The organism is Microbulbifer discodermiae (genome assembly GCF_040742695.1).
In the GTDB taxonomy this organism is placed as follows: Bacteria; Pseudomonadota; Gammaproteobacteria; order Pseudomonadales; family Cellvibrionaceae; genus Microbulbifer.
Genome location: NZ_JBFLAB010000034.1, coordinates 17,500 through 43,897, shown reverse-complemented (window position 1 = coordinate 43,897; position 26,398 = coordinate 17,500). Strand labels below are relative to the sequence as shown.

General features: G+C 56.3%; 24 protein-coding genes and 1 riboswitch. Of the genes, 12 read left to right on the top strand and 12 right to left on the bottom strand.

Going from position 1 to position 26,398, the window contains the following annotated elements:
• Positions 1-108 (top strand): IS3 family transposase (locus AB1S50_RS12780; RefSeq protein ID WP_367149665.1); only part of this gene is annotated, 108 nt, incomplete at its 5' end.
• Between the two features lie 141 nt (positions 109-249).
• On the opposite strand, the gene AB1S50_RS12775 is transcribed toward AB1S50_RS12780, so the two are convergent.
• The 4 genes from AB1S50_RS12775 to pdxH form a co-directional block, all read right to left on the bottom strand.
• Positions 250-597, bottom strand: coding sequence for a hypothetical protein (locus tag AB1S50_RS12775; RefSeq protein ID WP_367151146.1), 348 nt, complete (start codon positions 595-597; stop codon positions 250-252).
• Between the two features lie 175 nt (positions 598-772).
• Positions 773-1,972, bottom strand: a complete 1,200-nt coding sequence (locus AB1S50_RS12770) for a hypothetical protein (RefSeq protein WP_367151145.1) — start codon at positions 1,970-1,972, stop codon at positions 773-775.
• A gap of 811 nt (positions 1,973-2,783) precedes the next feature.
• The gene (locus AB1S50_RS12765; RefSeq protein ID WP_367151144.1) at positions 2,784-2,954 is read right to left on the bottom strand and encodes a hypothetical protein; all 171 of its coding nucleotides are present in this window, start codon (positions 2,952-2,954) and stop codon (positions 2,784-2,786) included.
• 229 nt (positions 2,955-3,183) lie between these two features.
• Positions 3,184-3,822: a pyridoxamine 5'-phosphate oxidase gene (gene pdxH / locus AB1S50_RS12760; protein ID WP_367151143.1), complete on the bottom strand. Its 639-nt coding sequence runs from the start codon at positions 3,820-3,822 to the stop codon at positions 3,184-3,186.
• A 216-nt stretch (positions 3,823-4,038) separates the two neighbouring features.
• Here pdxH and AB1S50_RS12755 point away from each other — a divergent pair, with 216 nt between their 5' ends.
• The 6 genes from AB1S50_RS12755 (at position 4,039) to AB1S50_RS12730 (ending at position 10,364) form a co-directional block, all read left to right on the top strand.
• Positions 4,039-5,646, top strand: coding sequence for a 5-guanidino-2-oxopentanoate decarboxylase (locus AB1S50_RS12755; RefSeq protein WP_367151142.1), 1,608 nt, complete (start codon positions 4,039-4,041; stop codon positions 5,644-5,646).
• 56 nt (positions 5,647-5,702) lie between these two features.
• Positions 5,703-7,136 (top strand): aldehyde dehydrogenase family protein, encoded by a 1,434-nt coding sequence (locus tag AB1S50_RS12750; protein WP_367151141.1) that lies wholly within the window; start codon positions 5,703-5,705, stop codon positions 7,134-7,136.
• A gap of 65 nt (positions 7,137-7,201) precedes the next feature.
• Positions 7,202-7,318, top strand: a riboswitch (SAM-I-IV-variant riboswitch).
• A gap of 56 nt (positions 7,319-7,374) precedes the next feature.
• Positions 7,375-7,590 carry a hypothetical protein gene (locus AB1S50_RS12745; RefSeq protein WP_367151140.1) on the top strand — a complete coding sequence of 72 codons (216 nt, stop codon included), beginning with the start codon at positions 7,375-7,377 and terminating at the stop codon, positions 7,588-7,590.
• A 106-nt stretch (positions 7,591-7,696) separates the two neighbouring features.
• The gene (locus tag AB1S50_RS12740; RefSeq protein WP_367151139.1) at positions 7,697-8,896 is read left to right on the top strand and encodes a glycine C-acetyltransferase; all 1,200 of its coding nucleotides are present in this window, start codon (positions 7,697-7,699) and stop codon (positions 8,894-8,896) included.
• Positions 8,897-8,983: 87 nt separating this feature from the next.
• Positions 8,984-10,009, top strand: coding sequence for an L-threonine 3-dehydrogenase (gene tdh / locus AB1S50_RS12735; protein ID WP_367151138.1), 1,026 nt, complete (start codon positions 8,984-8,986; stop codon positions 10,007-10,009).
• Positions 10,010-10,088: 79 nt separating this feature from the next.
• Positions 10,089-10,364, top strand: a complete 276-nt coding sequence (locus AB1S50_RS12730; RefSeq protein ID WP_367151137.1) for a GIY-YIG nuclease family protein — start codon at positions 10,089-10,091, stop codon at positions 10,362-10,364.
• A 52-nt stretch (positions 10,365-10,416) separates the two neighbouring features.
• Here AB1S50_RS12730 and AB1S50_RS12725 read toward each other — a convergent pair whose 3' ends face one another.
• Positions 10,417-10,683, bottom strand: coding sequence for a zf-HC2 domain-containing protein (locus AB1S50_RS12725; protein WP_367151136.1), 267 nt, complete (start codon positions 10,681-10,683; stop codon positions 10,417-10,419).
• A gap of 18 nt (positions 10,684-10,701) precedes the next feature.
• Positions 10,702-11,328: an RNA polymerase factor sigma-70 gene (locus AB1S50_RS12720; RefSeq protein ID WP_367151135.1), complete on the bottom strand. Its 627-nt coding sequence runs from the start codon at positions 11,326-11,328 to the stop codon at positions 10,702-10,704.
• Between the two features lie 634 nt (positions 11,329-11,962).
• Between AB1S50_RS12720 and AB1S50_RS12715 the strand changes: the two genes are divergently transcribed.
• Both AB1S50_RS12715 and AB1S50_RS12710 read left to right on the top strand, forming a co-directional pair.
• On the top strand, positions 11,963-12,313 hold the full coding sequence (locus AB1S50_RS12715) for a DUF3301 domain-containing protein (RefSeq protein ID WP_367151134.1): 351 nt from the start codon (positions 11,963-11,965) through the stop codon (positions 12,311-12,313).
• A 175-nt stretch (positions 12,314-12,488) separates the two neighbouring features.
• Positions 12,489-13,556 carry a saccharopine dehydrogenase family protein gene (locus tag AB1S50_RS12710; protein ID WP_367151133.1) on the top strand — a complete coding sequence of 356 codons (1,068 nt, stop codon included), beginning with the start codon at positions 12,489-12,491 and terminating at the stop codon, positions 13,554-13,556.
• Positions 13,557-13,777: 221 nt separating this feature from the next.
• Here the strand turns inward: AB1S50_RS12710 and AB1S50_RS12705 are convergent, their stop codons facing one another.
• From AB1S50_RS12705 to AB1S50_RS12690, 4 genes are all read right to left on the bottom strand, one after another.
• Complete coding sequence (locus AB1S50_RS12705) at positions 13,778-15,847, bottom strand: M13 family metallopeptidase (protein WP_367151132.1); 2,070 nt, start codon at positions 15,845-15,847, stop codon at positions 13,778-13,780.
• A gap of 872 nt (positions 15,848-16,719) precedes the next feature.
• Positions 16,720-18,174, bottom strand: a complete 1,455-nt coding sequence (locus AB1S50_RS12700) for a pyridoxal phosphate-dependent decarboxylase family protein (RefSeq protein WP_367151131.1) — start codon at positions 18,172-18,174, stop codon at positions 16,720-16,722.
• Between the two features lie 98 nt (positions 18,175-18,272).
• On the bottom strand, positions 18,273-18,560 hold the full coding sequence (locus AB1S50_RS12695) for an aldehyde dehydrogenase family protein (RefSeq protein ID WP_367151149.1): 288 nt from the start codon (positions 18,558-18,560) through the stop codon (positions 18,273-18,275).
• Between the two features lie 162 nt (positions 18,561-18,722).
• Entirely contained in the window at positions 18,723-19,310 is a 588-nt protein-coding gene (locus tag AB1S50_RS12690) for an aldehyde dehydrogenase family protein (protein WP_367151148.1), read from the bottom strand.
• Between the two features lie 424 nt (positions 19,311-19,734).
• Between AB1S50_RS12690 and AB1S50_RS12685 the strand changes: the two genes are divergently transcribed.
• From AB1S50_RS12685 to AB1S50_RS12675, 3 genes are all read left to right on the top strand, one after another.
• The gene (locus AB1S50_RS12685) at positions 19,735-22,338 is read left to right on the top strand and encodes a PKD domain-containing protein (protein ID WP_367151130.1); all 2,604 of its coding nucleotides are present in this window, start codon (positions 19,735-19,737) and stop codon (positions 22,336-22,338) included.
• A gap of 324 nt (positions 22,339-22,662) precedes the next feature.
• Positions 22,663-23,193, top strand: a complete 531-nt coding sequence (locus tag AB1S50_RS12680; protein WP_367151129.1) for a phosphatase PAP2 family protein — start codon at positions 22,663-22,665, stop codon at positions 23,191-23,193.
• Entirely contained in the window at positions 23,190-24,269 is a 1,080-nt protein-coding gene (locus AB1S50_RS12675; protein ID WP_367151128.1) for an MJ1255/VC2487 family glycosyltransferase, read from the top strand. Before AB1S50_RS12680 ends, AB1S50_RS12675 begins: the two co-directional genes overlap by 4 nt.
• 24 nt (positions 24,270-24,293) lie before the next feature.
• On the opposite strand, the gene AB1S50_RS12670 is transcribed toward AB1S50_RS12675, so the two are convergent.
• Positions 24,294-25,661, bottom strand: a complete 1,368-nt coding sequence (locus AB1S50_RS12670; RefSeq protein WP_367151147.1) for an ATP-binding protein — start codon at positions 25,659-25,661, stop codon at positions 24,294-24,296.
• Between the two features lie 14 nt (positions 25,662-25,675).
• Positions 25,676-26,359, bottom strand: a complete 684-nt coding sequence (locus tag AB1S50_RS12665) for a response regulator transcription factor (RefSeq protein ID WP_367151127.1) — start codon at positions 26,357-26,359, stop codon at positions 25,676-25,678.
• Positions 26,360-26,398: the final 39 nt, after the last annotated feature.

Here is a 26,398-nt window from a genome sequence, read left to right as displayed (position 1 = left end):
GAGTACATCGAGATTTTTTATAACCGCCAACGTCGCCACTCACGGCTTGGCAACTTGGCCCCAACTGAATTCGCCAAGAAGTATTGGGAATCAGCCAAAGCGGCTTAAAGCGGGACTGTCCAGTATTGTCAGGACACCCCAAATCTATAAATTGCAATTATTACTTGAAACCGTGACAAAGGACCATTAAAAACAACGGTCCTTGTCTGATTAGGTATCAATTACTATATTGGAGATACTTTGCTTAATTTACTCAGGACCACTGCCAATAGTCATCTGAGCCGCTAAGACTTTATTATGTGTATTTATTACAGCAGTTCTGGCCTGAGAAATAGCAGCATATTGACTCATCATCATGTGTAAGCGAAACAATTTATCGGTTTCGAGCAAATCTGGATTAGTCCTTACTGCATGAATAGCTGTGTTTATTCTGTCCATCTCCTCCGAAAGAATCACATCAGTTTCTAATAGAGAGGAACCACTCTGTTCACTAATATCGCTAAGCTGAGCACTATCAATCGAATATGCATTGAAACTTATTAGAAAAGGAAGCGACAAAAAAAAGTTTTTGAAGGTATTTGCAAATAAAGGTTTCATTTTAACTTCCTATTTTCGGCCTCCTAATCATAGTTTGTCAGAATGCGCCAAGTTTGAAACTGTCTACTTATAGGGGAAGCTAACGTTAAAAATAACAATCTGCTATCAATAGGTTGGAATCGAATTCAGGCTGCGGTAGCATCTGTGCTTTTTCTTCCAACCTATTGAATTTCTTTTATCGAGAGGTATGGACGTCTAAACTATAATAACCAGGTCCAAAGTAATCACCAATATCACGCCTCGCAAAAGAAAAATATCCACGATTGCCGAAGTTATCTTCAAAGTTAACCCTTTTTCCTCCAGGTTCTATATCCATCCAGAAGTCTGGAGTTGTTACTCCAGGGTAATAAAATCCCATATTAGCAACATCGCGGGATGAATATGTAGGAAAAATGCCGCCGGGCACTAAAAATGCTGATAATACTCCTCCATATGTTGCTACAAAGGTTATGCTTTCATTGGTATTAAAAGCAAAACCAATTGAATGTTTTTTATAGCTTTCTCCGCCAAGATCGGGATAATAATCATATAGATCAACATATGGAAATTCCAATTGATGGGTTGCTGCATTCGAAATCCAATAAAGCGAACTAGAACCATTGACATCTCCAAATGGAGGCGTTTGTTCTGGATCCGGCTGGTAACTAGCTAAAAGTCTATATGGAGCGTAATTAATCCCGTGGCGGTTAAGTTGTTCGTCTGATATTACTATTCCATTGTCATCCCATACTCTTCGTAGGGTAAACTCCTGAGGTCTATATGTTATGGCGTGAATATTCCAATCTTCAGTAAAACCACGATCGTAGACGCTCCTTGTAAAATTTGATAGAGAAAAATTTATTGGACTGATTTTTTCTATGGAAATCGAGCCATTATTTGTAGTATTATCACAAGTACTTTGTGTGACAATTTCATTTGTACTGTTGTTACGTGCTTGTGCTTCAACACATACCTGTACAATGCCTAATGATGATGATGAAAGGTACTTTCTAGAAATCTGAGTCGTGAGAGCTAAGGATGTTTGACTTGGCCCTAACAATGATGTGAAGGCAGGAGTTCCAGGGCCCAATCGAACATCTTTAATATATCCATTGTAGCCATCGGAAACCACTGTATTTGCGAACGATAATCCACTGTACAATTCTTTAAGATCTGCATCAACAAAAGTGTAACCATCGCTTAATTGATAATAAATATCCACTTCGGCCTGCATTCTACCGTTGGCATAAATTCGGCTGTTTGGATAAATATCAGTATACTCTCCTTCTAAAAATAAAGTTTGAAATGGAATCTCTGGTGGACCACTAGAAAAAACATAATTGCTAATAAACAATAAACTTAGGGGCATTAATTTAATCTTATATTTTATGTTCATGTTCAATTTCCAGACTATAGAGAATTAAATCAATCCATGCTGAAGATTTTAATCAGAGGTTCCTTAGCATTTTTCCTGCTGACGAAGAGCTTATATTATTTTAAGATAAAGATGGTCAACCACTAATTTTTTTTAGCTTAAAATATTTGATACAGTTCTTATTTCTTTAATTTCATACTAAATTAAGTGTAAGGGTAATTCGCCTTCAAGCTTAAGGCTCGATGCAAAACACTGGCCAATAATTTGCATCGCCTCTTTGCGCCCTGCTCGCTAGTGAATTTCCACATAACGAAGAAGGCACTCTTGGGGCAACCCCGGCTGTCGTCACAGAAATTAAACACTTGTGCTATGGCATCGGGTGGAAATATTCGGTTAGATTGGTCGAATTGACCTCACTAGAGACGAAAAACGACGAAAATGTAGAAAGTTTCGACACATTTGATCGCTCCACGCCCCTACATTAATAGTTCACACTTTTCGTTGGGAAATCCCGATTGTATAGACAAAGAATTGTTAAAGACCCGCTAACGCCCAATACCGGGGCCCAACAACACATCCTCACTGACTAGAGCGTATGCTATTCTCCAATAACTGGTAGGTTCGATAACAGTCCAAACATTTGCTCATAGTGCGGACAACGATCACTGTAATAATCGATGCTATTACACTTCAATTAAAATTTTTGTTTCTCAGTTCTTTAATAGATATCATGAGCGTATTGGCAACGAAAACGCGATATATTGTTTCGATTCTGCCGAATCGGGCTGACTCCCGGTAACCATAAAGCCAGCGCGCTGTGGCATCACCGATATTACGCACGGAATGGCGGGCACCGGCCGGGATCAATACTTTCTCGCCGATAGCGGGGAGGGGGCAGGCGCCCATCGATCTCCAGTTGAATCCGCCCCTCCACCAGTTGCAGCAACTCATCGACCGGATGGGAAAAGTCCTCCCAGCACTGGCCGGGGGGATCCTCCCACAAGTCGCAACTAACAGGTTGTTGGGAAAGCCTTCCCTGGCTTTCCCAACCCGGGTTTGCGGCGCATGTCCGCAAACCCTCCACGACAAATCAAGCAGTTACACGCTTGATTTGCGCCCCGAACATCCCTGTTCGGGACAGCTGGCTGTTGAAATAGACTTTTTCAACAGCCAGCTAAATCCGCACGCACTCCAGGCGGCGACGATTTGACGTCGATCCATCACACTGTGACTCAGGGCGCCAGTCGTTCGATGACCCAGTCATCCCCCGTTTGCCGGCGGTAGACAAAGCGGTCGTGCAGGCGGTTGGCCCGCCCCTGCCAGAATTCGACGGTCTCGTGCACTACCCGGTAGCCACCCCAGTGATCCGGAAGCGGCACTTCGCCGCCGGCGTAACGCTGTTTGGCCTGGTCGAATTTTTCCTCCAGCCGCTGCCGGGATTCCACCGCGGCACTCTGGTGGGAAGCCCAGGCGGCCAGCTGACTGTCCCGGGGACGCTTGGCAAAGTAGGTGGCGGACTCGGTGCGGGTCAGAGGTTCGGCGCGCCCCTGGACAATCACCTGGCGCTCCACCGCCTGCCATGGAAACAAGAGGCAGACCTGGGGGTTGGCGGCAATATCCCTGGCCTTGTGACTGTCGAGGTTGGTATAGAAGGCGAAGCCGTCGGCGTCGTAGCCTTTCAGCAGCACTATCCGCTGGGACGGGCGTCCGTCGGCACCGACGGTGGCCAGCGACATACAACTGGGGTCGGAAAGATTGGTGGCCGCGACTTCCCCCAACCACTGCTCGAATTGCTGGACGGGGTTGTCTTTTAGATCCTCGCGGCTCAATCCTCCGAGAAGATACTCCCGACGCCAATGCTCGATGTCCATGATTTACTGATCCTTACTGCCATTGGGGTTAAGTTTACCGGCTCCCGGGCTTTTTCCCAGTCGCCATCGGCGGCGCAAGTTTTCCTTGTACGGAGCCGATGATTCTCAATTTCCCAGTGAATCCGGCGCCGCACAAGCAGACTCTGCGGCCGCTTGCGAAGCCCTGCGGCGACCGCTAGGCTCGGCTCCAAACTCACAATGAGGAATAAGACGGTCATGTCATCCGCGCCCACCTGTGCCCAGGTACTGATGCGCCTGCTGCGCGAGTACCAGGTAGAAAAAGTCTTTGGCATCCCCGGTGTCCACACTATCGAACTGTACCGGGGGCTGCCCGGCAGCGGCCTGATCCACATCACGCCGCGCCACGAACAGGGCGCTGCCTTTATGGCGGACGGCTACGCCCGCGCCAGCGGCAAGCCGGGGGTGTGCTTTTTGATCACCGGGCCCGGGCTCACCAACGCCGCCACGGCCATGGCTCAGGCCTACTCCGATTCGATTCCCATGCTGGTCATTTCCGCGGTCAACCGCCGCGCGGACCTGGGCATGGGCGGCGGCCGGCTGCACGAGCTGCCGCGCCAGAGCGACGTCACCCGCGGTTTCTGTGTCTGGCAGCACTCGCTGACGGATGTGGGGCAACTGCCGGAAGCCCTGGCGCGGGCATTCCAGCTGTTCAGTGCCGGTCGGCCGGGCCCGGTGCATATCGAAATTCCCATCGACCTGTTCGCCGCCCCCATGCGGGGCCAGCTACAAGACTATCGCGCCAGCCCGCTGGCGCTGCCGGCAGCGGCCAGCGATACCGCCGTGGAAAAGGCCAGCCAATGGCTGAAAGATGCCGAGCGGCCGGTGATTCTGCTGGGCGGTGGCGCCCAGGAAGCGGGCGAGGCGGCAAGCCGCCTGGCGGAAAAGCTGGCGGCGCCGGTATTTCTGTCGCTTGCAGCAAAGGGTGTCGTGAACGAGCGCCACCCACTGTGCGGCGGCGCCAACCTGAGTTTCGATGTGGTGCGGGAGCGGGTGGAAAACGCCGATGTGGTGCTGGCAGTGGCCACCGAGCTGGCTGAAACCGACCGCAACTTGGTGCGGGGGGGCTACGGGTTCAAGGGCCGGCTGATCCGGGTGGATATCGATCCGGCACAGCTGGCGGGCAACTGCAACCCGGACCTGGCCATCTGCGCGGACGCCGCCCAGGTGTTGCAGCAGCTGGACCGGGCGCTGCCGGATGGCGACGCAGCCGCGCGGGAGGCCACAGCGCGACAGGTGGCACTGCTGCTGGAGAAATGCCGCAGCGAGTGGTGGCCCGGCTCGGAGGCCCGTTTCCCCTGGGTGGAAGCATTACGCGCAGCACTGCCGGAGGACGCGATCCTGGTGACCGACTCCACCCAGTTGGCCTACAACACCAACCACGCCCTGCCGCTGTACCAGCCCCGCAGCCATATCACCTGTACCACCGGCTACGGCACCCTCGGTTTCGCCCTACCGGCCTCCATAGGGGCCAGGCTGGCGGATTCCAGGCCGGTGGTGGCACTGATCGGCGACGGGGGCCTGATGTTTACCCTGGGCGAGCTGGCGGCGGCGGTGGAGCAACGGCTGTCACTGCCGATCCTGGTGTGGAACAATTCCGGCTACGGCGAGATTCGCGATTTTATGGACGCGGCGCAGGTAGCGCAGGAAGGGGTCAATCTGCGCACACCGGACTTCGTTGCGCTGGCGCAGTCCTTTGGCGCCGCCGGATGCAAGATCGACCAGCCGCAGCAACTGGGGGCGGCAGTGGCCGAGGCACTGCAGCGGGACACCCCCACGCTGATAGAAATCACTGCGGACTTCTAAAAGGTTGCGAAAAAGCCTTTTTTCAACAAATTGCCAAAGCAGAAGTGGAATGCCTTATGACAGACTGGAGCACACTGAAGACTGACAAGCTATACGTCGACGGCCGCTGGCAGGACTCCCGCGGCGGCACTCTGCACGGGGTCATCAATCCCGCCACCGAGGAGGAGATCTGCCAGGTGGTGCAGAGTTCCGCGGAGGATGTGGACCTGGCGGTAGCGGCGGCAAAAAGCGCCTTTCGCCAGTGGCGCACCACCAGCGCCGCGGAGCGCGCCGCCTATCTCAATGCCATCGCCGATGGTATGGAGGCGCGCAAGGCCGACCTGATCCAGGCGGTCTCGCAAACCCTGGGATGCCCGGCCCATATCACCGAGTGGCTGCATATCGACGGGCCCATCTACGCGGTGCGCTACTACGCCCAGCGCACCGGGGTGATGGAGCAAACCGAGAAGGCCGGCCACTCCATAGTGATGCGGGAGCCTGTGGGGGTATGCGGCTTTATCACCCCCTGGAACTATCCGCTGCACCAGTTTGTGGGCAAGGTGGCGCCGGCACTGGCCGCCGGTTGCACCATGGTGGCCAAGCCGTCTGAGATGACGCCGCTGCAGGACTACATCATGGCGGAGATCATCGACGCCGCTGGCCTGCCGGCCGGAGTATTCAACCTGGTGCCCGGCCCCGGCACGGTTGTGGGTGCCGCACTGTCCGCGCACCCGGATATCGATATGGTCTCCTTCACCGGTTCCACCCGCGCGGGAGTGGAAGTGGCCAGGGCGGCGGCGCCCACGGTAAAACGGGTCTGTCAGGAACTGGGGGGCAAGTCGCCGCTGATCATTACCCCGGACGCGGACCTGGAGGCGGCCGTGCGCTGGGGCTGCGAGGATGTGTTTATCAACAGCGGCCAGACCTGTACTGCACTGACCCGTATGCTGGTGCCGGCGCAGCGCTACGAGGAAGCGGTGGGAATCGCGAAGCAGGTGGCGGAAGAAATCACTTTGGGTACCGGCCCGGATGCGTTTATGGGTCCCCTGTCCTCCGCGCGCCAGCGGCAAATCGTGGTGGATTATATCCAGCAGGGTGTCAGCGAGGGGGCGCGCCTGGTCACCGGGGGCGCCGAGCGGCCGGAGGGCCTGGAGCAAGGGTTTTACGTCAAACCGACGGTGTTCGCGGATGTCAGCAACGATATGGCCATCGCCCGGGAGGAGATCTTCGGCCCGGTCACCTGCCTGATTCCCTACCGGGACATGGACGAGGCGGTCGCTATTGCCAACGACACCGAATACGGCCTCTCCAGCGGCGTCTGGGCCGGGGATGTGGAGTCTGCGCTACCAGTGGTGAAGCGCATCGAGGCGGGTCTCTGCTTCGTGAACGGCGGCGAGTTCAATTACGATGCGCCGTTCGGCGGCTACAAGCGCTCCGGCAACGGGCGCGAGTTCGGCGAGGCGGGTCTGGACGAGTTTGTCGAGCTGAAATCCGTACAGTTGCCGGCGTAAGTCTGCCGCGCCACGCCGGGCCGGCGTGGCGCTGTTGACTGGCCTCCCCCCTGCCGCTATCTTTACTCCCACATCAAGAGAGTGGCTGACGCCAACGCCAACCTGCCGACCGGGGCAAGGTGGTTTTCTCACCGCGAACTGCGGGAGAGATGGGGCTCGAGAGAGCAATCCAACCGGATCGCGAATTTATTTGCACCGCTTCCGCGTCAGCCCTTCAAGTTAGTCTTTTGGAGGGACCATGTCAGAACCAGCGCCACCCTGCTCGCAAATTGTCGAAATCCAGATCACCAGCAAGCGCCGCCGCACCGCTGTGCGCGCCGTGCGACGGAGCGACAGGCAACTGCTGTGGCAACTGCTGTTCGACAGCGCCGAAGACGCGTTAGAATTCGCCACCCATTGCCGCGCCAGTGAGCAGCCAGTCACGGCCCACAAAGCCTGCGAGCTGGCCCGCTGACAGGGGCGGCGGGCGCTGCAGAACTGGATTCGGCCGGCGCCAACCCGGCCCGGACCCACTGGAACCAGCGTCACCGTTGACCGTTTGAGGAGCCGATAACAATACCATGTCCAAGTCCGAGCATTTCTTCCAGCACCTGCGCAACCAATTGCAGCAAATAGAGGCGGATGGCCTGTACAAACGCGAGCGCATTATCACTTCGCAGCAGGCAGCCGAAATCCAGGTCAACAATGACACCCAGGTTCTCAACTTCTGTGCCAACAACTATCTGGGCCTGGCCAATCACCCGGACCTGATCCAGGCCGCCAAAGAGGGCCTCGACCAATACGGCTTCGGCATGGCCTCGGTGCGCTTTATCTGCGGCACCCAGGATATTCACAAGGCGCTGGAATCGCGCCTGTCGGATTTTCTGCGCACCGACGACACTATTCTCTACACCTCCTGTTTCGACGCCAACGGCGGCCTGTTCGAAACACTGCTCGGCCCGGAGGATGCGATTATCTCGGACGCCCTCAACCATGCGTCCATCATCGACGGGGTGCGCCTGTGCAAGGCAAAGCGTTTCCGCTACGCCAACAATGATATGGCGGACCTGGAAACCCAGCTGCAGAAGGCGGATGCCGCAGGGGCGCGGACCAAACTGATCGCCACCGATGGCGTCTTCTCCATGGACGGCGTCATCGCCAACCTGAAATCCATTTGCGACCTCGCCGACAAGTACGACGCCCTGGTGATGGTGGACGACTCCCACGCGGTGGGCTTTCTCGGCGAGCACGGGCGCGGTACCCACGAGTACTGCGATGTGGTCGACCGGGTGGATATCATCACCGGCACCCTGGGCAAGGCCCTGGGTGGCGCCTCCGGCGGTTTTACTTCCGGGCGGCGGGAAATCATCGAGCTGCTTCGCCAGCGCTCGCGACCCTACCTGTTTTCCAATTCGGTGGCGCCGGCGATTGTGGCCGCCTCGCTGAAAGTCCTCGACCTGCTGGTTGAGGGCGGCGAACTGCGGGACAGGTTGCGGGAGAATTCCGCCTATTTTCGCAGCCGTATGACCGAGGCCGGTTTCACCCTGGCGGGCGCGGATCACCCGATTATCCCGGTAATGGTCGGCGATGCCGCCCTGGCGCAAAAGATTGCCGACCAGATGCTGGCGCGCGACATTTATGTGGTCGGGTTTTTCTATCCGGTGGTGCCCCAGGGCCAGGCGCGCATCCGCACCCAGATGTCCGCCGCCCACACCAGGGAACAACTGGACCGCTGTATCGACGCCTTTACCGCGGTGGGCACAGAACTGGGAATTGTTTAACCGAGCAATGCTCGCGGTGCGGCCTCCCCGGCCGCGGCGCTCCGTGGGCCCCCAAGCCGGGGGCCGCAAGCAGGAATCACCTACACCATGAAAGCACTGTCCAAGTTGAAATCCACTCCCGGCATCTGGATGACCGATGTGGAAATACCGCAGCCGGGCCACAATGATCTGCTGATCAAGATTCGCAAGACCGCCATCTGCGGTACGGATATGCATATCTATCACTGGGACCAGTGGTCCCAGAACACCATTCCCGTCCCCATGGTGGTGGGCCACGAATATGTGGGCGAGGTGGTTGGCCTGGGCGAGGAAGTGGTTGGTTTCGATATCGGCGACCGGGTTTCCGGTGAGGGGCATATCACCTGTGGCCACTGCCGCAATTGCCGCGCCGGCCGCCGCCACCTGTGCCGCAACACCTACGGCGTCGGCGTCAACCGCCAGGGGGCTTTCGCGGAGTACCTGGTGATCCCGGCGATGAACGCATTTAAGATCCCGGACAATATCCCCGATGATATCGCCTCCATTTTCGATCCCTTCGGCAACGCGGTGCACACGGCCCTGTCGTTCGACCTAGTGGGCGAGGATGTGCTGATCACCGGCGCCGGCCCTATCGGCGTGATGGCGGCAGCGGTGGCACGGCATGTGGGCGCGCGACATGTGGTCATTACCGACATCAACGATTACCGGCTGGATCTGGCAAAAAAAATGGGCGCCACCCGCACCGTCAATGTCAGCCGGGAGAAGCTGCCGGATGTGATGGGGGAAATTGGCATGACCGAGGGCTTCGACGTGGGGCTGGAGATGTCCGGTGTGGCGGAAGCGTTTCGGGATATGCTCACGGCGATGAATCACGGTGGGAAAATCGCCATGCTCGGCATTCCCGCCAACGACATGGCGATCGATTGGAACCAGGTGATTTTCAAGGGCCTGGTGCTGAAGGGTATCTACGGCCGCGAGATGTTTGAAACCTGGTACAAGATGGCGAGCCTGATCCAGTCGGGCCTGGACCTGACCCCTATTATCACGCACCACTTCGATATCGACGACTTCCAGCAGGGTTTCGATATCATGGCATCGGGTGAATCCGGTAAAGTGGTCCTGAACTGGGGCTGATACCATTTACCGGGCGACCCGATCAGCGGCGGGATTAATCCAGCACAGAAAATAATATTATCTGCAGGGGCCGCAGCGGTTGAACGACTGGTTTGTCTATATGCTCCGCACCGGGCGGGGCACACTCTATACGGGTATCACCACCGATGTGGAACGCCGTCTGGCGGAACACCGGAATGGCAGCGTGCGCGGAGCCAAAGCGCTGCGGGGGCGCGGCCCCCTGACACTGGAGTTCCACTGCAGGGTGGCGGATAAATCCTTGGCATTACGACTGGAAGCCAGGCTGAAGAAGTGGCCCAGAAGCTGGAAGGAAGAATTGATCGAAGGCCGGCGCACACTGCCGACCCCGGAATAGATTTAGGGCCTGTCCACACTCAATGAGTTGGCCCTGGATGATGATGGCGCGGCTATTCGCCCTTATCCCGCTCCTCACCAGATTTGCCGGCATCTTTATCCCGCTCTCCATCGGTTTTTTCGGCATCACCCTCCGCCGCATCCCGCTTGCCGCTGACATAGGCCCGGGCGATGGTGCGCAGGTTGTCCATCTGGCTGGAAAAGTTGCGGCAACCACGACATATCATCAAATGCAATTTGACGCTGGCGCGTTCAGAGAGATCCAGCGGTCGCTCCTGTGCTTCCGACAGCAGCCGGGTAACTTCACGGCAACTTTTCATGATTTTCCTTGAATCGCTTTAGGCCCGCTCGGCAAACCAGTTGTTTTCCAGACACTCCCGCAGACGCAGCCGCGCCCGGTGCAGAGTGACGTTCAAATTGCTTACGGTGATGTCCGCCGCTGCGCAGATTTCCCTGCTCTCCAGCTCGATAAACTCCCGCATCATAAATATCCTCGCCTGTCGCCCGGGCAGATGATTGAGGCATGTCTCGAAGACACTCCAAAAATCCCGGTCATCGACGGCGGAATGCGGATCCGCCCATTTGAGCGGACGCTCCTCCGGCCGCCAGTGGCCCCGCTGGTCGAACAGCTCCTCGAAGCCGCCGTCCTCGGCGTCAGTGCGCAACAGGCTGTCGGCGTCTATATAGCGGCTCCGCTGGCGCAACAGGTCTGCAATCTTGTTTTTGAGGATTGCGAATACCCAGGTCTTGAGGGCCGCGCGACCGCCAAAGGAGCGCGCGCTCTTCAGCGCACCCATCAGGGCCTCCTGCACCGCATCCTCGGCCAGATGCGAGTCCGCCAGCTGCAAGGTGGCGAAATGCTGCATTTGCGCCCGCAGTTCCTCCAGATACTTGGGGTCTGTCAGTGAGGCGGTGTTCGCGTCCGCTGTGCCACTACTGTCGCCCTGCGCCGCTTCTAGTTTCACGGGTCTCTCCTGCATCAGGTAACCGGCCTGCTGGCCGGGATCTAATTTCCCTGAACGCTTTGAGGGGAGTACCGTGACCTGCGCGGGTCCTGGCTCCTAATCCTCAGTCGTTCGGGCTTGGGGTTTTATTACCCTCGGGAACTTTTGATTAATTCTGTAATACCTCAGCGACACCTTTAGCGCCACTCCGGTGAAAGTGAAGACCCCGAATCGGGCGACCATTCCCCGAATCCACTGAGCTTGTATTGCCCCTGCCAGATACAACACAGCCTTTTGGACCGGCGAGGTGCAAAAAAGCTTTCGACCACCTGGTTGATGTGGTTTCGGAGATGCTGCGGGGTCACCCCGGGGAGGTTTTGCCGGCCGTGTCGCCAATCCACTGATCGGGTATAAACTGACCAATTGGTCACACACAGTCGCAAAGTCTCGGAAGGTCTCCGGCGGCATTATAGGGGGCTATCTGGTACTCCTCCAGCGCTCGACACGCACCAATCGGGGTCGAGAGTGACCGGGGCAAAGAGGCGGGTTCCGGGTCTCGCTCCGGCCTGCCCTTCAGAGGCAATATCCGGCCCCAACGGCAACCGCACAACGGAACCACTGCAGAACCGGGCGGCTGGCCCCGGTCGTGTTATCCTTGCGCGACCATCACAACCAGCAAGTGGCCATGTATCTCTCTCTGAACGATCTCCTGTGGGTATTCCTGTTCGCGCTGGGCGGCTGGTATCTCTGGGCCGGAATGGCGGCCAAGGAACAGGTGCGGCAGGCCGCCACCAGTCACTGTGCGCGGCTGGGCGTGCAGTTGCTGGACGACACAGTGGCACTGGTGCGCACGCGCCTGAAGCGCGACAGCCGCGGGCAGCTGCGCCTGCAACGCAGCTATGAGTTCGAATTCGCCTCCACCGGCGAGCGCCGCTACTCCGGGGTGGCGGTTCTGCACGGCCGGCGGATCACCCAGATGCAGCTGTCCCCGCACCAGATGGTCTGAAGGCCGGCGGCGCATGGGGCACTCCACCACCGATGGATGAATTTTGTGTCAACTGTGGATCACCAATGACGGGCGGCTCCGGGAAATATTGCCCGGATTTGACTAGCCGCCGATGCCGCCTTTAGTGTTGCGTCACCCAATTCACCCCTCTGACCCGACTAGCTAAGGATTCCCGTTGAACAGTAAAAAAATAATGATCTACGGTGCCAACGGTTATACCGGTGCCCTCATCGCGCGCGCGGCGGCGGCGCGCGGCCATCAGCCGATCCTGGCGGGGCGCAGCGCAGAAAAACTGCGCCCGCTGGCGGAGGAGTTGCAACTGTCGGCGGTGGCCGTCAGTCTCGACGATACGGAGACACTGGAACGTGTGCTGCGGGACGTCGATGTGCTGATCCACTGCGCCGGCCCCTTCTCCAGCACCGCGGAACCCATGCTGCGGGCCTGCATCGCGGCGGGCACCCACTACCAGGACATCACCGGCGAGATGTCGGTGTTCCAGCGGGCCCACGCACTGCACGACGAAGCCAGGGCAGCGGGCATAGTGCTGTGCCCGGGCACCGGCTTTGACGTCATTCCCACCGACTGCCTGGCCGCTGCGCTACAAGGGGAAATGGCTACCGCCACCCATCTGACGCTGGGCTTCGATTCGGACTCGGCCCTCAGTCGCGGTACCGCCAAAACCTCCATAGAGAGCCTGGGTGTGGGGGGCGCAGTGCGCAGCAACGGGGAGGTTAAAATCATCGACCACGGCGAGCTGACACGGACAATCAATTTCGGCCGCGGGGACAAGTTCGCCGTGGCCATTCCTTGGGGGGACGTGGCCACCGCCTATTACACCACCGGCATCCGCAATATCGAGGTATACATTCCCATGAGCCCGCGCCGCGCCGGGAAGCTGCGACGGCTGAACCGCTTCCGCTGGCTGCTGCGCACACAGTGGGTGCAGAAGTGGCTGAAGGGTAAAGTGGACAAGTCGGTGACGGGCCCCGATGAGGCGGCGCGGGCCGAACAACAAACCTGGGTATGGGGGGAGATCCGCAACGACCGCCGGGGCGAGCGCCGTATCGGCCGCCTGGTAACTGCCAACGGCTATGACGTCACCGTGAGCGGTTCCCTGGCGGTGATGGAGTTTCTGCTGGACTATCGGGGTGAGGGCGGCTATTTCACTCCAGCCAAACTCTGCGGCTCCCAGCTGGTGGAGAAGCTGCCCGGCTCCAGCCAGATCAAGTTCAGTATCGATTGACCGGTAGTATTTCAAAATAGCTTTCAACAGCGGGCACTAAATACTAGACATTTTGGTCGTCAGGCTTAACGCTGGAGCTGAGACTGATGCCCCAACCGATATCGTTGCCACAGAAGTAGATAGCGTCACCTCTGACAAGATCTTCGTATCAACGGACGGCAATCGGACAAAAAAAGCCCCGCAAAATGCGGGGTTTGTTGGATTTGGGTGCACCGGGCTGCTTACCAGATGACCACGCGCTCCTCTTTTGGCAGGTACATGCCATCCCCCTTCTTGACGTCAAAGGCGGTGTAGAATGCCGAGATATTCGGCAGCACGCCCTGAACTCGGTATTTTGCCGGTGAATGAGGATCGGTTGTCAGGCGCTCGCTCAATGTTTCGTCCCGAATCTTGCTACGCCAGACCTGTGCCCAGCCCATAAACAGGCGCTGGTCGCCGGTAAAGCCATCAATCACCGGCGCCTTCTTACCATGAAGGGACATCTTGTAGGCCTTGTAGGCAATGTCGAGACCGGACAGGTCGCCGATATTTTCGCCCAGTGTCAGTTCACCGTTGATGTGTTTTCCTTCGAGAGGCTCGAAGCTATTGTACTGAGCCACCAGTTTGCCGGTCAGATGCTCGAAGTTGTCCCGGTCGGAGTCGGTCCACCAATTGTTCAAAGAGCCTTTGCCGTCAAACTTGCTACCCTTATCATCGAAACCATGGCCTATCTCGTGGCCGATTACCCCGCCGATAGCCCCGTAATTGACCGCATCGTCCGCCTGCATGTTAAAGAAAGGTGGCTGCAGTATGGCGGCCGGGAAGACAATCTCGTTCATCGTCGGATTGTAATAGGCATTGACGGTCTGTGGTGACATCTCCCATGCGCCCCGGTTGATTGGCTGGCCCAGTTTGCCGCGTTCATACTGGGTTTCGAACAGGTTCGCCGCCAGTACATTGCCAGCCAGGTCATTGGCACTGACTTTCAGGCCGCTGTAGTCGCGCCATTTGTCCGGATAGCCGATCTTGGTGGTGAAGTTAGCCAGTTTGTCCAACGCCTGGTGCTTGGTCTCTTCGCTCATCCAGGTCAGCTCTTCAATGGAATCCCGGTAAGCCGCCAGGAGGTTATCCACCAGTTCCACCATGCGCGCCTTGGCCTCGGGTGGAAAGTACTTTTCCACATACCGTTTGCCCACCAGTTCGCCCACGGAACCATTGACGAACTGCACCGCACGCTTCCAGCGCGGCTCCATTTCCTTGGTGCCGCGCAGGGTAGTGCTGTAGAAATCGAAGTGGGCTTGAGCCAGCTCTGAATTCATGTAGGGGGCCATGGCGGTCAGAACCTTGACCTTTAGGTAGCGGCGCCAGGTGTCCATATCAGTATCGTTGATAATCTTGCTGGCTGCCTGCAGATATTCCGGCTGGCCCACCGCAACATAGTCGGCTTTGTCCAGCATCGCCTTGGACAGGTAGCTGTGCCAATCGACGGCCGGCATCAGGTTGGCCAGTTCGGCTGTGGGTTTCTTGTTGAAGTACTTTTCCGGGTCGCGGTTATCGACACGAGTGCGCTGGTGTTTCGCCAGGCTTTTTTCCAGTGCGTAAATTTTGTCGGCGAATGCACTGGAATCCTTGAGGCCGGCGATATCCTGCACCTTCACCAGATAGTCCATATAGGCCTGTTGTAATTTTTGGCCTTTTTCGGAGTCGTCAAAATAGTAGTTGCGATCCGGCAGGCCCAGGCCACTCTGCCAAAAAAAGGCTATGTAATTCTCCACATCTTCGAAACCCTGGTTGATAAACACCGCGAGTGGAACGTTGTAGCCCACAGTATCGGCATAGGCGAAGTAATCGGTCAGATCCTTGCGACTGTCGATATCATCGATCTTTTTCAACTCCACGGTCAGCGCCCCGAGCCCTGCCGCTTCAATTTGCTTTTCGTCCATAAAGCTGTTGTACAGGGCACCAATCTGCCGGTCGTCGGCACTGTTGCCCTTTTCGCTCGCCTCCACGATCAAGGTGTTAACCCGTTCGATACTCTGGTCACGCAAGATGCTGAAACCACCCCAAAGAGACTTGTCCGCGGGGATCTCAGTGTTGTCCATCCAGCTGCCGTTCACATAGGCAAAGAAGTCGTCCTGGGGGCGCACACTGGTGTCCATGGCCCCGAGGTCGATACCGGACCCGAGGCTTGCCTGCTGTACCGCAGCGCTCTTGGTATTGTCCGCCATTCGGGCGCTGGTATCAGCGGCCTCTAACTTGGAGCAGCCGGCCATGATGCCGGCAATAGCAAGAGGAAAAAGAAACTTGTGCATGAAAGAACCTCTACTGCTTAAATTTTGTGCAGATGTTATACACCACACAGATAATATGCCCACCAGCCAGGATGAGATATGGCCGTGCGGCTAGTGGGTATTGCTATGCGATGAATATCATATTTGAGATCTAAAGCAGGATAGGCATGTTTTCGCCACCACCAATGCCCGATTGGGGCATCGCCAATTGCTCCCAGTCAGCATCTAAAAAGCAGCTTCGGCTCTCTGTAGTGCCTTCGCCGCCACTATATCCATCTATTTCTGAAGAGCATCCAGTTTTAGCTGCTTAGCTGTAAGAGGAATAGTCTCCTCCAAACTACGCTTGCGCAATTCGCTCAGGCGTCGACTGGCTTGATTCGGTTGACGACGTTCTCCTCAATCGTCTCGGCGCAAGCCCGTCAGGCTTCTGCGAGGTGCTGGACAAGGCGCTCAAGCACATCAAAGTATGGATTGAGCACAAACACGCCGTATATATCTCCGGGACGCTCAGGATGCGTTCAAGACTGGCTTGGGGTCTGGAATGGAGCACAAATACCCGTTCAGCTCCCAGTAGCCATCGACTGCTATTCTGTTGCTCAGGTGCCAATCGAAGCTCGAGGAGTGAGATTTGGTTGCCCCAAAATAAGCGACGAGCAACAAGAGTGGCGCCTTTTCCCGTACAACCCGAAAGGATGCCACTGGTCTCGCGCCCTGTGGCATATGAAGACACTCACCAGTACTGCCACCCTGTGCCGCTTCGAGCAGGGGCAGGATCGATCCGTTGCGGTAGAGCTACACAAGACGCTGGGGGCGGTGGCCGAGAGGCCGGGTATTTTTTCGAGGACACACTGGGTGCTGACCGCCAGGGCCGGAAGCGACTGGCATTTGAGGCTCTATTCGCTCCGGCGTGGCGCCGTGGCCCTGGACGACTTTTCCGTGCAGGCTTTCTCCAGGCGGTCAATGGTGCCCACAATATCATCCTCGGTCGTCAGTGGGTTGATTGTGCAAAGCCGAAGCACACTGCGGCCTTTGAGACTGGTGGAGGATACGCAGGCGTAACCGGTTTCCGACAAGGCCTTTGCCCTGGCGGCATGCTGCCGGGGGTTGGTATTTTTAAGGGAGAAACAGACAACGCCGATTTGGGCAGGCGTGACCACCTCCCAGGTAGCCGGCCTGGAGCGCAAATGGGTTTCGGCAAATTCTGCCAGTTTGATGCCGTGATCAATCGCCGCCCGAAACCGCCCGACACCATAAGTGCGCAAACTCATCCAGAGCTTTACCGCGCGTGACCGACGTGTAAGCTCCAAACTGCGGTTTCGAAAATCCACTTCACCTGCGCCGGCTTCAACATCCTTCAGATACTCCGGATTCATATTGAAACAACGCTCCAGTGCGCCGGGGCGACGAACCAGAACACAGCCAACGTCATAGGGTTGAAACAGCCATTTATGGGGATCGAGGACCAGTGAATCGGCCCGCTCGATCCCGGATAGGTACTGACGCCCCTTTTGGGTAATGGCGGCCGGCCCCCCGTAGGCGCCATCGATATGAAACCACAGATCTTCCCGGTGACACATATCCGCGATTTCATGCAGTGGGTCGACAGTTCCCGCGTTGGTGGTGCCGGCGGTTCCAATGACCATCGAAAGACGTCTGCCTGCAGCCCTGTCTTCCCCGATGGCGCGCGTCAGGCGCTCCATCGACATCTTGTAATTCTCGTCACTCTCCAGCACGCGGATATGCTGCTCCGACCACCCCATTTCTTTCAGGTTGCGGACCAGTGACGAGTGCGTTTGGTCGGTCAGGTAAACGACGCCCTTGCCGCAAACCGAGCGGGCCACGGAAAAAGCCGTCAGGCTGGCGTGGGACCCGCCGCTGACAAGGATACCTTCGCTTCCTTCGGGAAAGCCCATTAACTGCCGCAACCATTCAATAACGATGAGCTCAAGTGTCGCCGGACCCGAACCGCCGGCCCAGGACGCGGCGATGGTGTTGAATCCGGTCCCCAGCCATTCACCGAGAATCGCGGCAAACGAGCTGGGGCCGGGCACCCTGGCAAAATAACGGGGGTGGTCGCCTCTTTGTTGATGCTGCAAAGCGACTTCGGCGAGCAATGCCAGTGACTCGTCCGGATCCATCGGCCCGTCCGGCAAGGGAGCGCCAAGGGCCGCCATCAAGTCGGCAGACGAACCCGTAAGCACGGCATCTTCAACATGCCTGTGCACCAGGCGGTCGACAACCAGATCCACCACTTTGTGGCCAAGTCGCCGCATCTCTTCGGCTTCCAGTCCAAGGGTGTCAGCGGGGTAGTAACGCTCATTATGGGATTTTATTTTGCATCTAGTCATAAATCACCGCGGCCTCAAGGCGAATACATCTTCATTCAGTGGCCCGCTGCCAGAGATTGCCACTGGAATAGGTAACAGGCACCCGACGTTATCACACCTTATTCAAAAACGATTCCCTGAGCCAGGAGTAATTCACCACCATAGCTGATGGTATTGGTGGTGCGGCGCATATAGTGTTTCCAGGCGTCAGAACCGGATTCAGGTCCGCCACCGGTATCCTTTTCGCCCCCAAAGGCACCGCCGATTTCCGCCCCGGCAGTACCGATATTCACGTTCGCTATGCCGCAGTCAGAACCCGCCGATGACAGGAACAACTCCGCTTCGCGCATACTCTCTGTGAAAATCGCCGAAGACAGGCCCTGCGGGACACCGTTTTGAATGTCTATGGCTTCCCCTAGCAGGTTGTTGAAAAAGGCATCCTGCCGTTTTCAAAACACGAAAAGCGAAAAATGTGATTTTCACTTTTCTCTCAAAATCAACGACCTAGGTGTCGCCGATTTTGCCGGAACATCCATATTCCGGTACCAGGCGTCGAAATTCTTCGAATTTCAACCGCCTGCTAGATCACGGTAGGTCATGACATAAAGGGCCGGCGCAAAGGTCTCCGCCTGTACGATTACTGCATCGTGCGCAATGCGCACAATCTCAGGGCGCACATAGTAGCCACCATCGGGCACCTGCTCGTGAATCCACTCGCCGCCATACAGAATTTCACTGCCCTGGGCCACTGCCGCCCTGAGCGTTGCCTGCATGCGCTCAAAGCTGGCCTGGTCGATCAGAGATCCAACCAGAGATCCAACCAGAGATCCAGTTGCTGATGGGTCACCGACAGGCAGTGACTGGTAAGCCCTGGGCAACCGTTCCAGCAGCCGCTCAACGACAGATTCATGGGCAATGACGCGGCGCAAACTGGTACAACGCTGGCCTGCGGTACCTACCGCAGAAAACACGATGGCACGAAGTGCCAGTTCGAGGTCGGCCGTCTCAGACACGATCATGGCGTTGCTCCCCCCAAGCTCCAGCAACGAGCGCCCCAGGCGGGCTCCGACCGTCTGCCCCACGCTGCGCCCCATGGCGGTGGAACCGGTGGCGGAAACCAGCGGGAAGCGTTTGTCCCCGGACATGGCCAGGCCGATTTCCCGATCGCCAATACAGCGGAGCCTGAGGTTGCACCGAATTAATCAGGGGCTCCATAACCAGTACGCAGTAACTACGCAATTCATTTTACTATCGGATCATGGACATTTCCCCAGAAAATTAATGAAAAAATTTTCGCCAACAGGTTGCTATCCCAAACAAAAATACCCGGACTGCAAACCATACGTGTAACCGGTTGATTTTCGATAGAGAGTCAGCGCACAAGCACCACCAGCCGGGGCAGATAAAATCCCGGCGAGCCTTTTATATACCAGCTCCAGGAGGAATCAATTTATCTGCGGCTTGATAAATTGGCACAAATATTCTGAGACTTGATAGGCAGTTGTAAATATAAATATTTTTTATACTTTACTAGCAGATTAAAAATTACGCGCTACTAATAAATACAAAGGATCTATACACATGAGAGCTCTAATAAGAATTTTCCTGGCGGGATCGATATTTCTGCCGGGCTTAGCCTTCTCCGCCGAGGAATGGCAGAGTAAAAGTTACTCAGGGGGCGATCAAGTCTGCCTTGATGGCAACTTATACGAAGCCAAATGGTGGGCCGGCTCCTCTGACAAACCGTCGCCGGACGCTCCAACATCGGTAGCTGACCCTAACTGGGGTCAAGAGGCATGGTTACTGATTGAGTTGAATGCAGTGGAATGTGGAGGTGAAGATACTACGGTCAATACAGCACCTATTGTAGTGTTGGCACCTAAAATAACTGTACAAACGCCTACAGCAGTTACCCTTGATGCCAGTGGCTCTTATGATGAACAGTCAGATGCCTTAACGTATCAATGGACCCAAATACAAGGCCTGACGCTACCTATAGCGAATGCAGGTCAGGCAAAAGCAACCATTGACCTTCCAAGCCTATCCGAAGATACAAGTTTTATCTTTGAAGTAGCTGTATCGGATGGCACATCCACAGCGAGTAGAAGTATCATCATTAATGCCCGGGCATCTGTAGCTGACAATCATGCGCCGGTAGCCAATGCAGGCGCTGACTTCACCATTCAGTTACCGCAGCAAAATATCAGTCTAAATGCATCGGCTTCAACAGATCCAGACGGCGATAACCTGACTTATCACTGGACACAGATTTCAGGCCCCCAGGTTTTACTCCACAATAGTATGACTGCGCTTCCTTATTTTTCCGTTGTGAGCTTGGAAACCGAGGCCCAGTATATCTTTGAAGTAAAGGTAAGCGATGGAGTAGAGACAGCTGCGGACCGCGTGACTGTGACTTTAAAGCCAGAAGCGTTGGGAGGTGACAGCGCTTACCAATATGATATTGGCCAAATAAACACGAAAAATGCGCTAGAAGAAAATACCGTGTTTATCGTTCAGATAAATAATCCTTCAGATTCACTTGATTTTGAATGCAGCATTCCAGCGGGTTGGTTACTGAATTACCAGTGGCCTTATCAACTTGGAAAATGTGTTAACGGCATGACGGATACTGTCAAGATCGGTGAAAAAAGAGCAGACACAAATCTTATTGCACCGCTTCAATCCAGCTATAGAAACCGAATTTGGGCAAAAGATGCCAGCACACAATTTGACTATCGGATAAAACAGGAGACCAACCAGCAAGGCGAAACTGTAGAATACCAAAACAACAGGTTAATTAGAATCAAACTGGATAAAACACAAACCAAGCCAGCCAGATCCTCACAAGTATTATTAAGCGATATACTTGAACTCAACAAGCCTGCAAAAGTCGACTTAAGCAACATTTCCATAACAGACAATACGCTGACAAATAATACGCCTTATACTTTAAATAAATTAAATCTGGCATTGAATAACAATGTATTCAAGGTAACCTTGGAACCTTCACTGCCGGCTTACTCAAAGGCAAATATTGCCACTGAATGGACTGGTGCCACAGTTATCAACTCTGAATCAATATCGAATTCAGTCATTAACTATCAGGCACAAAGGATACACGCTCAGACTTCCAATTCGCGTTATTTGAATGACGTGGAGCGCTCGAACTCTGAAAAAGCTCAAATTTATGATCGCTTTATGATGAACTCTCCGGAAAGTTTAAATAAAGTGACTGAACACCTAAAGCTTATTTGCAATGATAATTCCACCTGTAAAAATTATGGCGATACCGCTGAAAACTATGCAATAGATACTTATTTTGCCAAGTCAGTATCTGCTGTAAATACCGACTTGTGGATTGATAACGATGTATGGGGTTTGGCGACCGCATCAGCGTTAAGCTTTATTGCAACCTCCATGTCAGAGAACAGTCACGTCATCTGGATGCATCCCACACTGATGGGTTATATGGCAACGGGAACCTACAGTAAGCAGATAGAGGGTTGGCAGGCGTTAATACATGAGTATTATCATAATCATGGATTTGGCCATGCGGACGGATGGCCATCCGCAAATGGAATCGATGATTTGTTTGGTAAAAAAGTAGTCGATGACTATCTGGTTAATATCGGAACCCGGTATATTCCGTCCGACATCGTTACAATGGGGCGTTACGATAAAACCAGCGATCAGTATATTTTTGAGCTTTACAGCGATAACTTTGATGTTGAGCAATTAAGTTTAAGGCTTTTATCAACGGATGACCTGCGCATCGAAGTTACCCAAAATAATACTAATCAAATAAAACTAAAATTTTTAGACACACCAGTGGCTGGCGTGTACCTGTCATTTTTTACGGATAAATCGCCGCAAATGTCAACCGTCGCACTGGATTTCACAGTTGAAATAAACACGAAGTTAGCGCTGGGCAAATTTAATGAAAATATTGCAGGCTTGCTTTCCGAGTACGATATTATTTACGTCAGCACAGCGGATGGCGCCTGGGCTGGTGAGTTTTATCTGCCAAGTGACAACGTCCAAAAAGGTAAAATAGTGAGTTTTACTCATAAGGCCACCTTCTCGTCTTCTATCTACCATGACGGGCTGAGAGAGGTAATTACAACAGGGGAAGATCGGGCCTATGAATTCAATGGAACCCATTGGGAAGTTATAGATGAAGAGTAAAGCTCTACGCCCGACCCGGTAGCCAATAGGCTGCGGAAAAAGGTGTGCCAGCACCTGCTGTATGGGCAGGAAGGTTGGGGCCGCAAATCAGGCCTGTAACGCGTGATTTGCGGCCGGCAAGCCCGTACCCAGGGCTTGTGGCATCAATTGAACAGTGTTGGCCCCTCAAGACAGCCCGCCCTGACCTTCCCCAAGCGGTGCCACAGGCTTCTCTGGGTCAGTAATCAATGTATCAGAGGCTCCCGGAGCCCACCCCTCCAAATTTCATTTTCCTGACATAAATCTGTCAACACTGCGCAATCTGTGCCGCCTAAGTTGGCCCCCATGCGAAACCTAGCCGTCACTATCAAAAGTTTCGACGTGTCACTGGCCCTGCGTATGGTGCAGCGCGCTTCGAGACCCGCATCCTGTAAAAGCTATCTGTGGCTGTCCAGGTCCGCGGACGGTTGGCTGTACCTGCTCTCGCCCCTGGCGGTGGCACTGGTCAGCGGCACCGCCGCTGCGATCAAGTTTTTATACATCTGCGGCGCCGCCTTCGCCGTGGAGCGGTCCCTCTACTGGACCATCAAAAACACCACCCGGCGGCTGCGCCCGCCGCAGGCGATTCCCGGCATGCGCTCGATCATTGTCGCGAGTGACCGTTTCAGCCTGCCTTCCGGCCACACCTCCGGCGCCTTCCTGTTCGTCACCCTGTTATCCCAGCTATTGAGCCCCCTGTGCGCCCTGGGCTACTGCTGGGCCGCGGGCGTGGGCACCTCGCGGGTGGGCCTGGGCGTACATTTCCCCACCGATGTGTGTGCCGGTGCGGCGCTGGGCACAGGTGTCGGCCTGGCGCTGGGCGGCGTTGTGCTGTGAAAATACTCTATGGGGTACAGGGTACGGGCAATGGACATATTTCCCGTGCCCGGGCCATGGCCAAGGCGCTGCAAAACCACCCGCACCTGGACGTGCAATGGCTGTTTACTGGCCGCCCCCGCGACAAACTGTTCAGCATGGACGCGTTTGGGGACTTCTGGTGGCGTGAAGGGCTGACTTTTGTGCACCGCAGGGGCAGGATCGACCAGTTGGCGACCGTCAGGCAACTGCGCCCCGGTCAGCTGTTCAGGGACATCCGCGCGCTGCCGGTGCGCAACTTCGATCTGGTGATCAGCGATTTCGAACCTGTGTCCGCCTGGGCGGCCAGGTATCGCCGCAGAGACAGCCTCGGCCTGGGGCACCAGTACGCCTTTGCCTATCCAATACCGGCGCCGCGCCACAACTGGCTGGCCCGCGCCATACTGCGGCTGTTCGCACCCACAAAGACCGGCCTCGGCAACCACTGGTATCACTTCGGCAACCCTATTCTGCCGCCCATTGCCCAAACCCACAGCGGGGACGCAAGCGACGGTGATCATATCCTCGTCTACCTGCCGTTCGAGCACCACGAAACCCTGTTGCGGGAACTGGCCAAACTACCCCAGCGGTTTATTCTCTACGGTGCGCCCACCGACCTCGCCGCGGCACAGAATCTGCTTCTGCGGCCACCCTCGGTGGACGGTTTCCAACGGGACCTGGCCTCCGCGCAGGCGGTCATCTGCAACAGCGGCTTCGAGCTGATCGCGGAGACACTGGCACAGGGTAAACCCATCCTCAGCCGCCCCCTGGCGGGACAGTTCGAACAGGAAGCCAACGCCCGGGCGCTCTCGATGCTGCAGCTGGCACAGGTGGTGAAAAACCTGGATGCCGACAGTATCGGCAGCTGGCTGGCCACCGATCCCACCGGCGTGTGTATCCAGTGGCCGGATGTGGCCGCCAGTATCGCCCTCTGGCTGGCCGAGGGTCGCAAAGTGCCGGTGCAGTCGCTGGCGGACAGTCTCTGGCGACAGGTGGCACCCGGTGGGAGCGAACGGGGCAACGCCGCGCTGCAGGTGGCGGCGGACCGGGGCCTGTGAGATTTGCGCTGCGGACGCGCCGGCTTATTTGAGGTCGATGGAGATCTCCGCGCCCCCCATCGCCGACGGCGCCACGGCGATATCGCCGCCATAGCTGTGCACTATGTCGATCACAATCGCGAGACCTATGCCCTGCCCCGGCTGTCGCTCGTCCGCACGCACACCCCGCTGGGTCACTTTGCGCCACTGGTCTTCGCTGATACCGGGGCCGTTATCCGCAACGCTGATGTGCAGTCCCCGATCACTGTCGTGATTTTTGATGGCGGCCTCGATGCGCCCGGCGCCGTATTTGTAGGCGTTGTCCAGCAGGTTGCCCAACAGCTCCATCAAATCGCCTTCATCACCGTAAAACAGGGTGTCTTCCGGGCAGTGCAAACTGACCTCGGCAGGTGTCTCCCGGTAGACCTTTTCCAGCGCTGCAACAATCTTTTGCGCCAGCGGCGCCACTTCGACACCGCGCAGAATCGACTTGGGAGTAGTTGCCACGGCGCGCTGCAACTGGTAGCTGACAATAGCGTCCATGCGCTGCACCTGTTCAATGAGATTGTTGTAGGCAGTGCGCGGGTCGGCGGAGAAATTCAATCCCTTGAGTACCGCCAGTGGCGTTTTCATACTGTGAGCCAGATCCGCGAGGGTGTTGCGGGTTTTCTCCCGCTGGCGGCGTTCATTCTCTATCAGCAGATTGAGGTTGTCGGTGAGGGGTTGCAATTCCCGCGGGAAATTGCCCTGTAGCGTATCGCTGCCACCGCGCTGCATTTTCTGCAGCGCCCGGGCGACTGTATTCAGTGGCGCCAGACCCCAGCGCAACACCAGCCACTGCACCAGCACCAGCAGCACGGCACCGAACCCCAGCCAGCGCCAAAGCGTGGAGCGGAATTGTGCAACCTGGGCGCGCAGGGGTGCGGCGTCCTCCAATACCGCAAAGGTAAACTGCTGCTGGTTGTCCAGCCCCCAGGCGACGCCCTGGCGAAAACTGGAATAGCGCCGTCCCTCCGCGTCGCCTTCGGCGGCGTCGGGCATGACAATCTGGGTGAAGGCCTGGTCCCCCTGGGGCAGTGGGCGGAGTTGTATCTGGCGGGGTGATATGGCCGACGCCGAACGCCAGATGAGTTTGCCGCTCCCATCAATCACCATACCGATCAGGCCGGAATCCGGCTGGTTGAAGCGCTGCTCCGGCAGTACCGGGGGAAAATAGAGCCGCTCCCCATCCGGTTCCGCCACCGCCAGCAGGGTGTAGACATGCAGTTGCAGCTCGCGCTGTTTCGCCTCCGCCAGCGATATGCGATAGGCGTGCTCCAGCGCACCGGAAATAAACAGTACGAAGATCACCAGCACCGCCGCGGTGACCAGAGACAGACGCCCCTTGAGGGAATTGAGCCAACTAGCGCGCACGGACAAGGGACCGTCTAGCGGGATTCATCCGGCGCGACAAATCGATAGCCGCGCCCGCGCAATGTCTCGATCGGCTTCAGCTGCGCCACCGCGTCGAACTTCCTGCGCAGCCGGCCGATAAAAACCTCGATCACATTGCTGTCCCGGTCGCAGTCCTGCTCGTAGATATGCTCCGTCAACACGGTTTTCGAAACCACCTGGTCCGGGTGCAGCATCAGGTATTCGAGCACCTTGTACTCGAACGAAGTCAGTTCCAGCTCTGCACCGTCCACCGTCACCCGCTGGGCGCTGGTATCCAGGGCAATGGACCCGGCCTTGATAGTGGGCGAGGAAAATCCCGCGGAGCGGCGCACCAGTGCGTTCAGGCGGGCCAGCAACTCTTCGGTGTGAAAAGGCTTCACCAGGTAATCATCGCCGCCCGCTTCGAGTCCGGCGACACGCTCCTGCCAGTGCCCCCGGGCGGTGAGAATCAGGATGGGAAAGTGTTTATCTTCGTCCCGCAGGGTCTGAATAACCTGGATGCCATCTATTTCCGGCAGGCCCAGATCCATCACCCCCACGTCGTAGGAGTATTCGCGCCCCAGATACAGGGCCTCCCGTCCGTCCGGCGCTTCGTCCACCGTATAGCCGGCAGTGCGCAGGGAGTCCGCCAGCTGCAGGCGCAACAACTCCTCGTCTTCCACTAGCAATGCGCGCATGGCAATTCCCCCGCTGATTCAGCTCTAACCCTGGTCCGC

Bases quoted from the DNA above. Each gene is read 5' to 3' on its own strand.
- AB1S50_RS12775 (WP_367151146.1), bottom strand. From the start codon at position 597: ATGAAACCTTTATTTGCAAATACCTTCAAAAACTTTTTTTTGTCGCTT.
- AB1S50_RS12665 (WP_367151127.1), bottom strand. From the start codon at position 26,359: ATGCGCGCATTGCTAGTGGAAGACGAGGAGTTGTTGCGCCTGCAGCTG.
- pdxH (WP_367151143.1), bottom strand. From the start codon at position 3,822: ATGGACATCGAGCATTGGCGTCGGGAGTATCTTCTCGGAGGATTGAGC.
- tdh (WP_367151138.1), top strand. From the start codon at position 8,984: ATGAAAGCACTGTCCAAGTTGAAATCCACTCCCGGCATCTGGATGACC.
- AB1S50_RS12755 (WP_367151142.1), top strand. From the start codon at position 4,039: ATGTCATCCGCGCCCACCTGTGCCCAGGTACTGATGCGCCTGCTGCGC.
- AB1S50_RS12750 (WP_367151141.1), top strand. From the start codon at position 5,703: ATGACAGACTGGAGCACACTGAAGACTGACAAGCTATACGTCGACGGC.
- AB1S50_RS12705 (WP_367151132.1), bottom strand. From the start codon at position 15,847: ATGCACAAGTTTCTTTTTCCTCTTGCTATTGCCGGCATCATGGCCGGC.
- AB1S50_RS12770 (WP_367151145.1), bottom strand. From the start codon at position 1,972: ATGAACATAAAATATAAGATTAAATTAATGCCCCTAAGTTTATTGTTT.
- AB1S50_RS12745 (WP_367151140.1), top strand. From the start codon at position 7,375: ATGTCAGAACCAGCGCCACCCTGCTCGCAAATTGTCGAAATCCAGATC.
- AB1S50_RS12725 (WP_367151136.1), bottom strand. From the start codon at position 10,683: ATGAAAAGTTGCCGTGAAGTTACCCGGCTGCTGTCGGAAGCACAGGAG.
- AB1S50_RS12740 (WP_367151139.1), top strand. From the start codon at position 7,697: ATGTCCAAGTCCGAGCATTTCTTCCAGCACCTGCGCAACCAATTGCAG.
- AB1S50_RS12700 (WP_367151131.1), bottom strand. From the start codon at position 18,174: ATGACTAGATGCAAAATAAAATCCCATAATGAGCGTTACTACCCCGCT.
- AB1S50_RS12685 (WP_367151130.1), top strand. From the start codon at position 19,735: ATGAGAGCTCTAATAAGAATTTTCCTGGCGGGATCGATATTTCTGCCG.
- AB1S50_RS12680 (WP_367151129.1), top strand. From the start codon at position 22,663: ATGCGAAACCTAGCCGTCACTATCAAAAGTTTCGACGTGTCACTGGCC.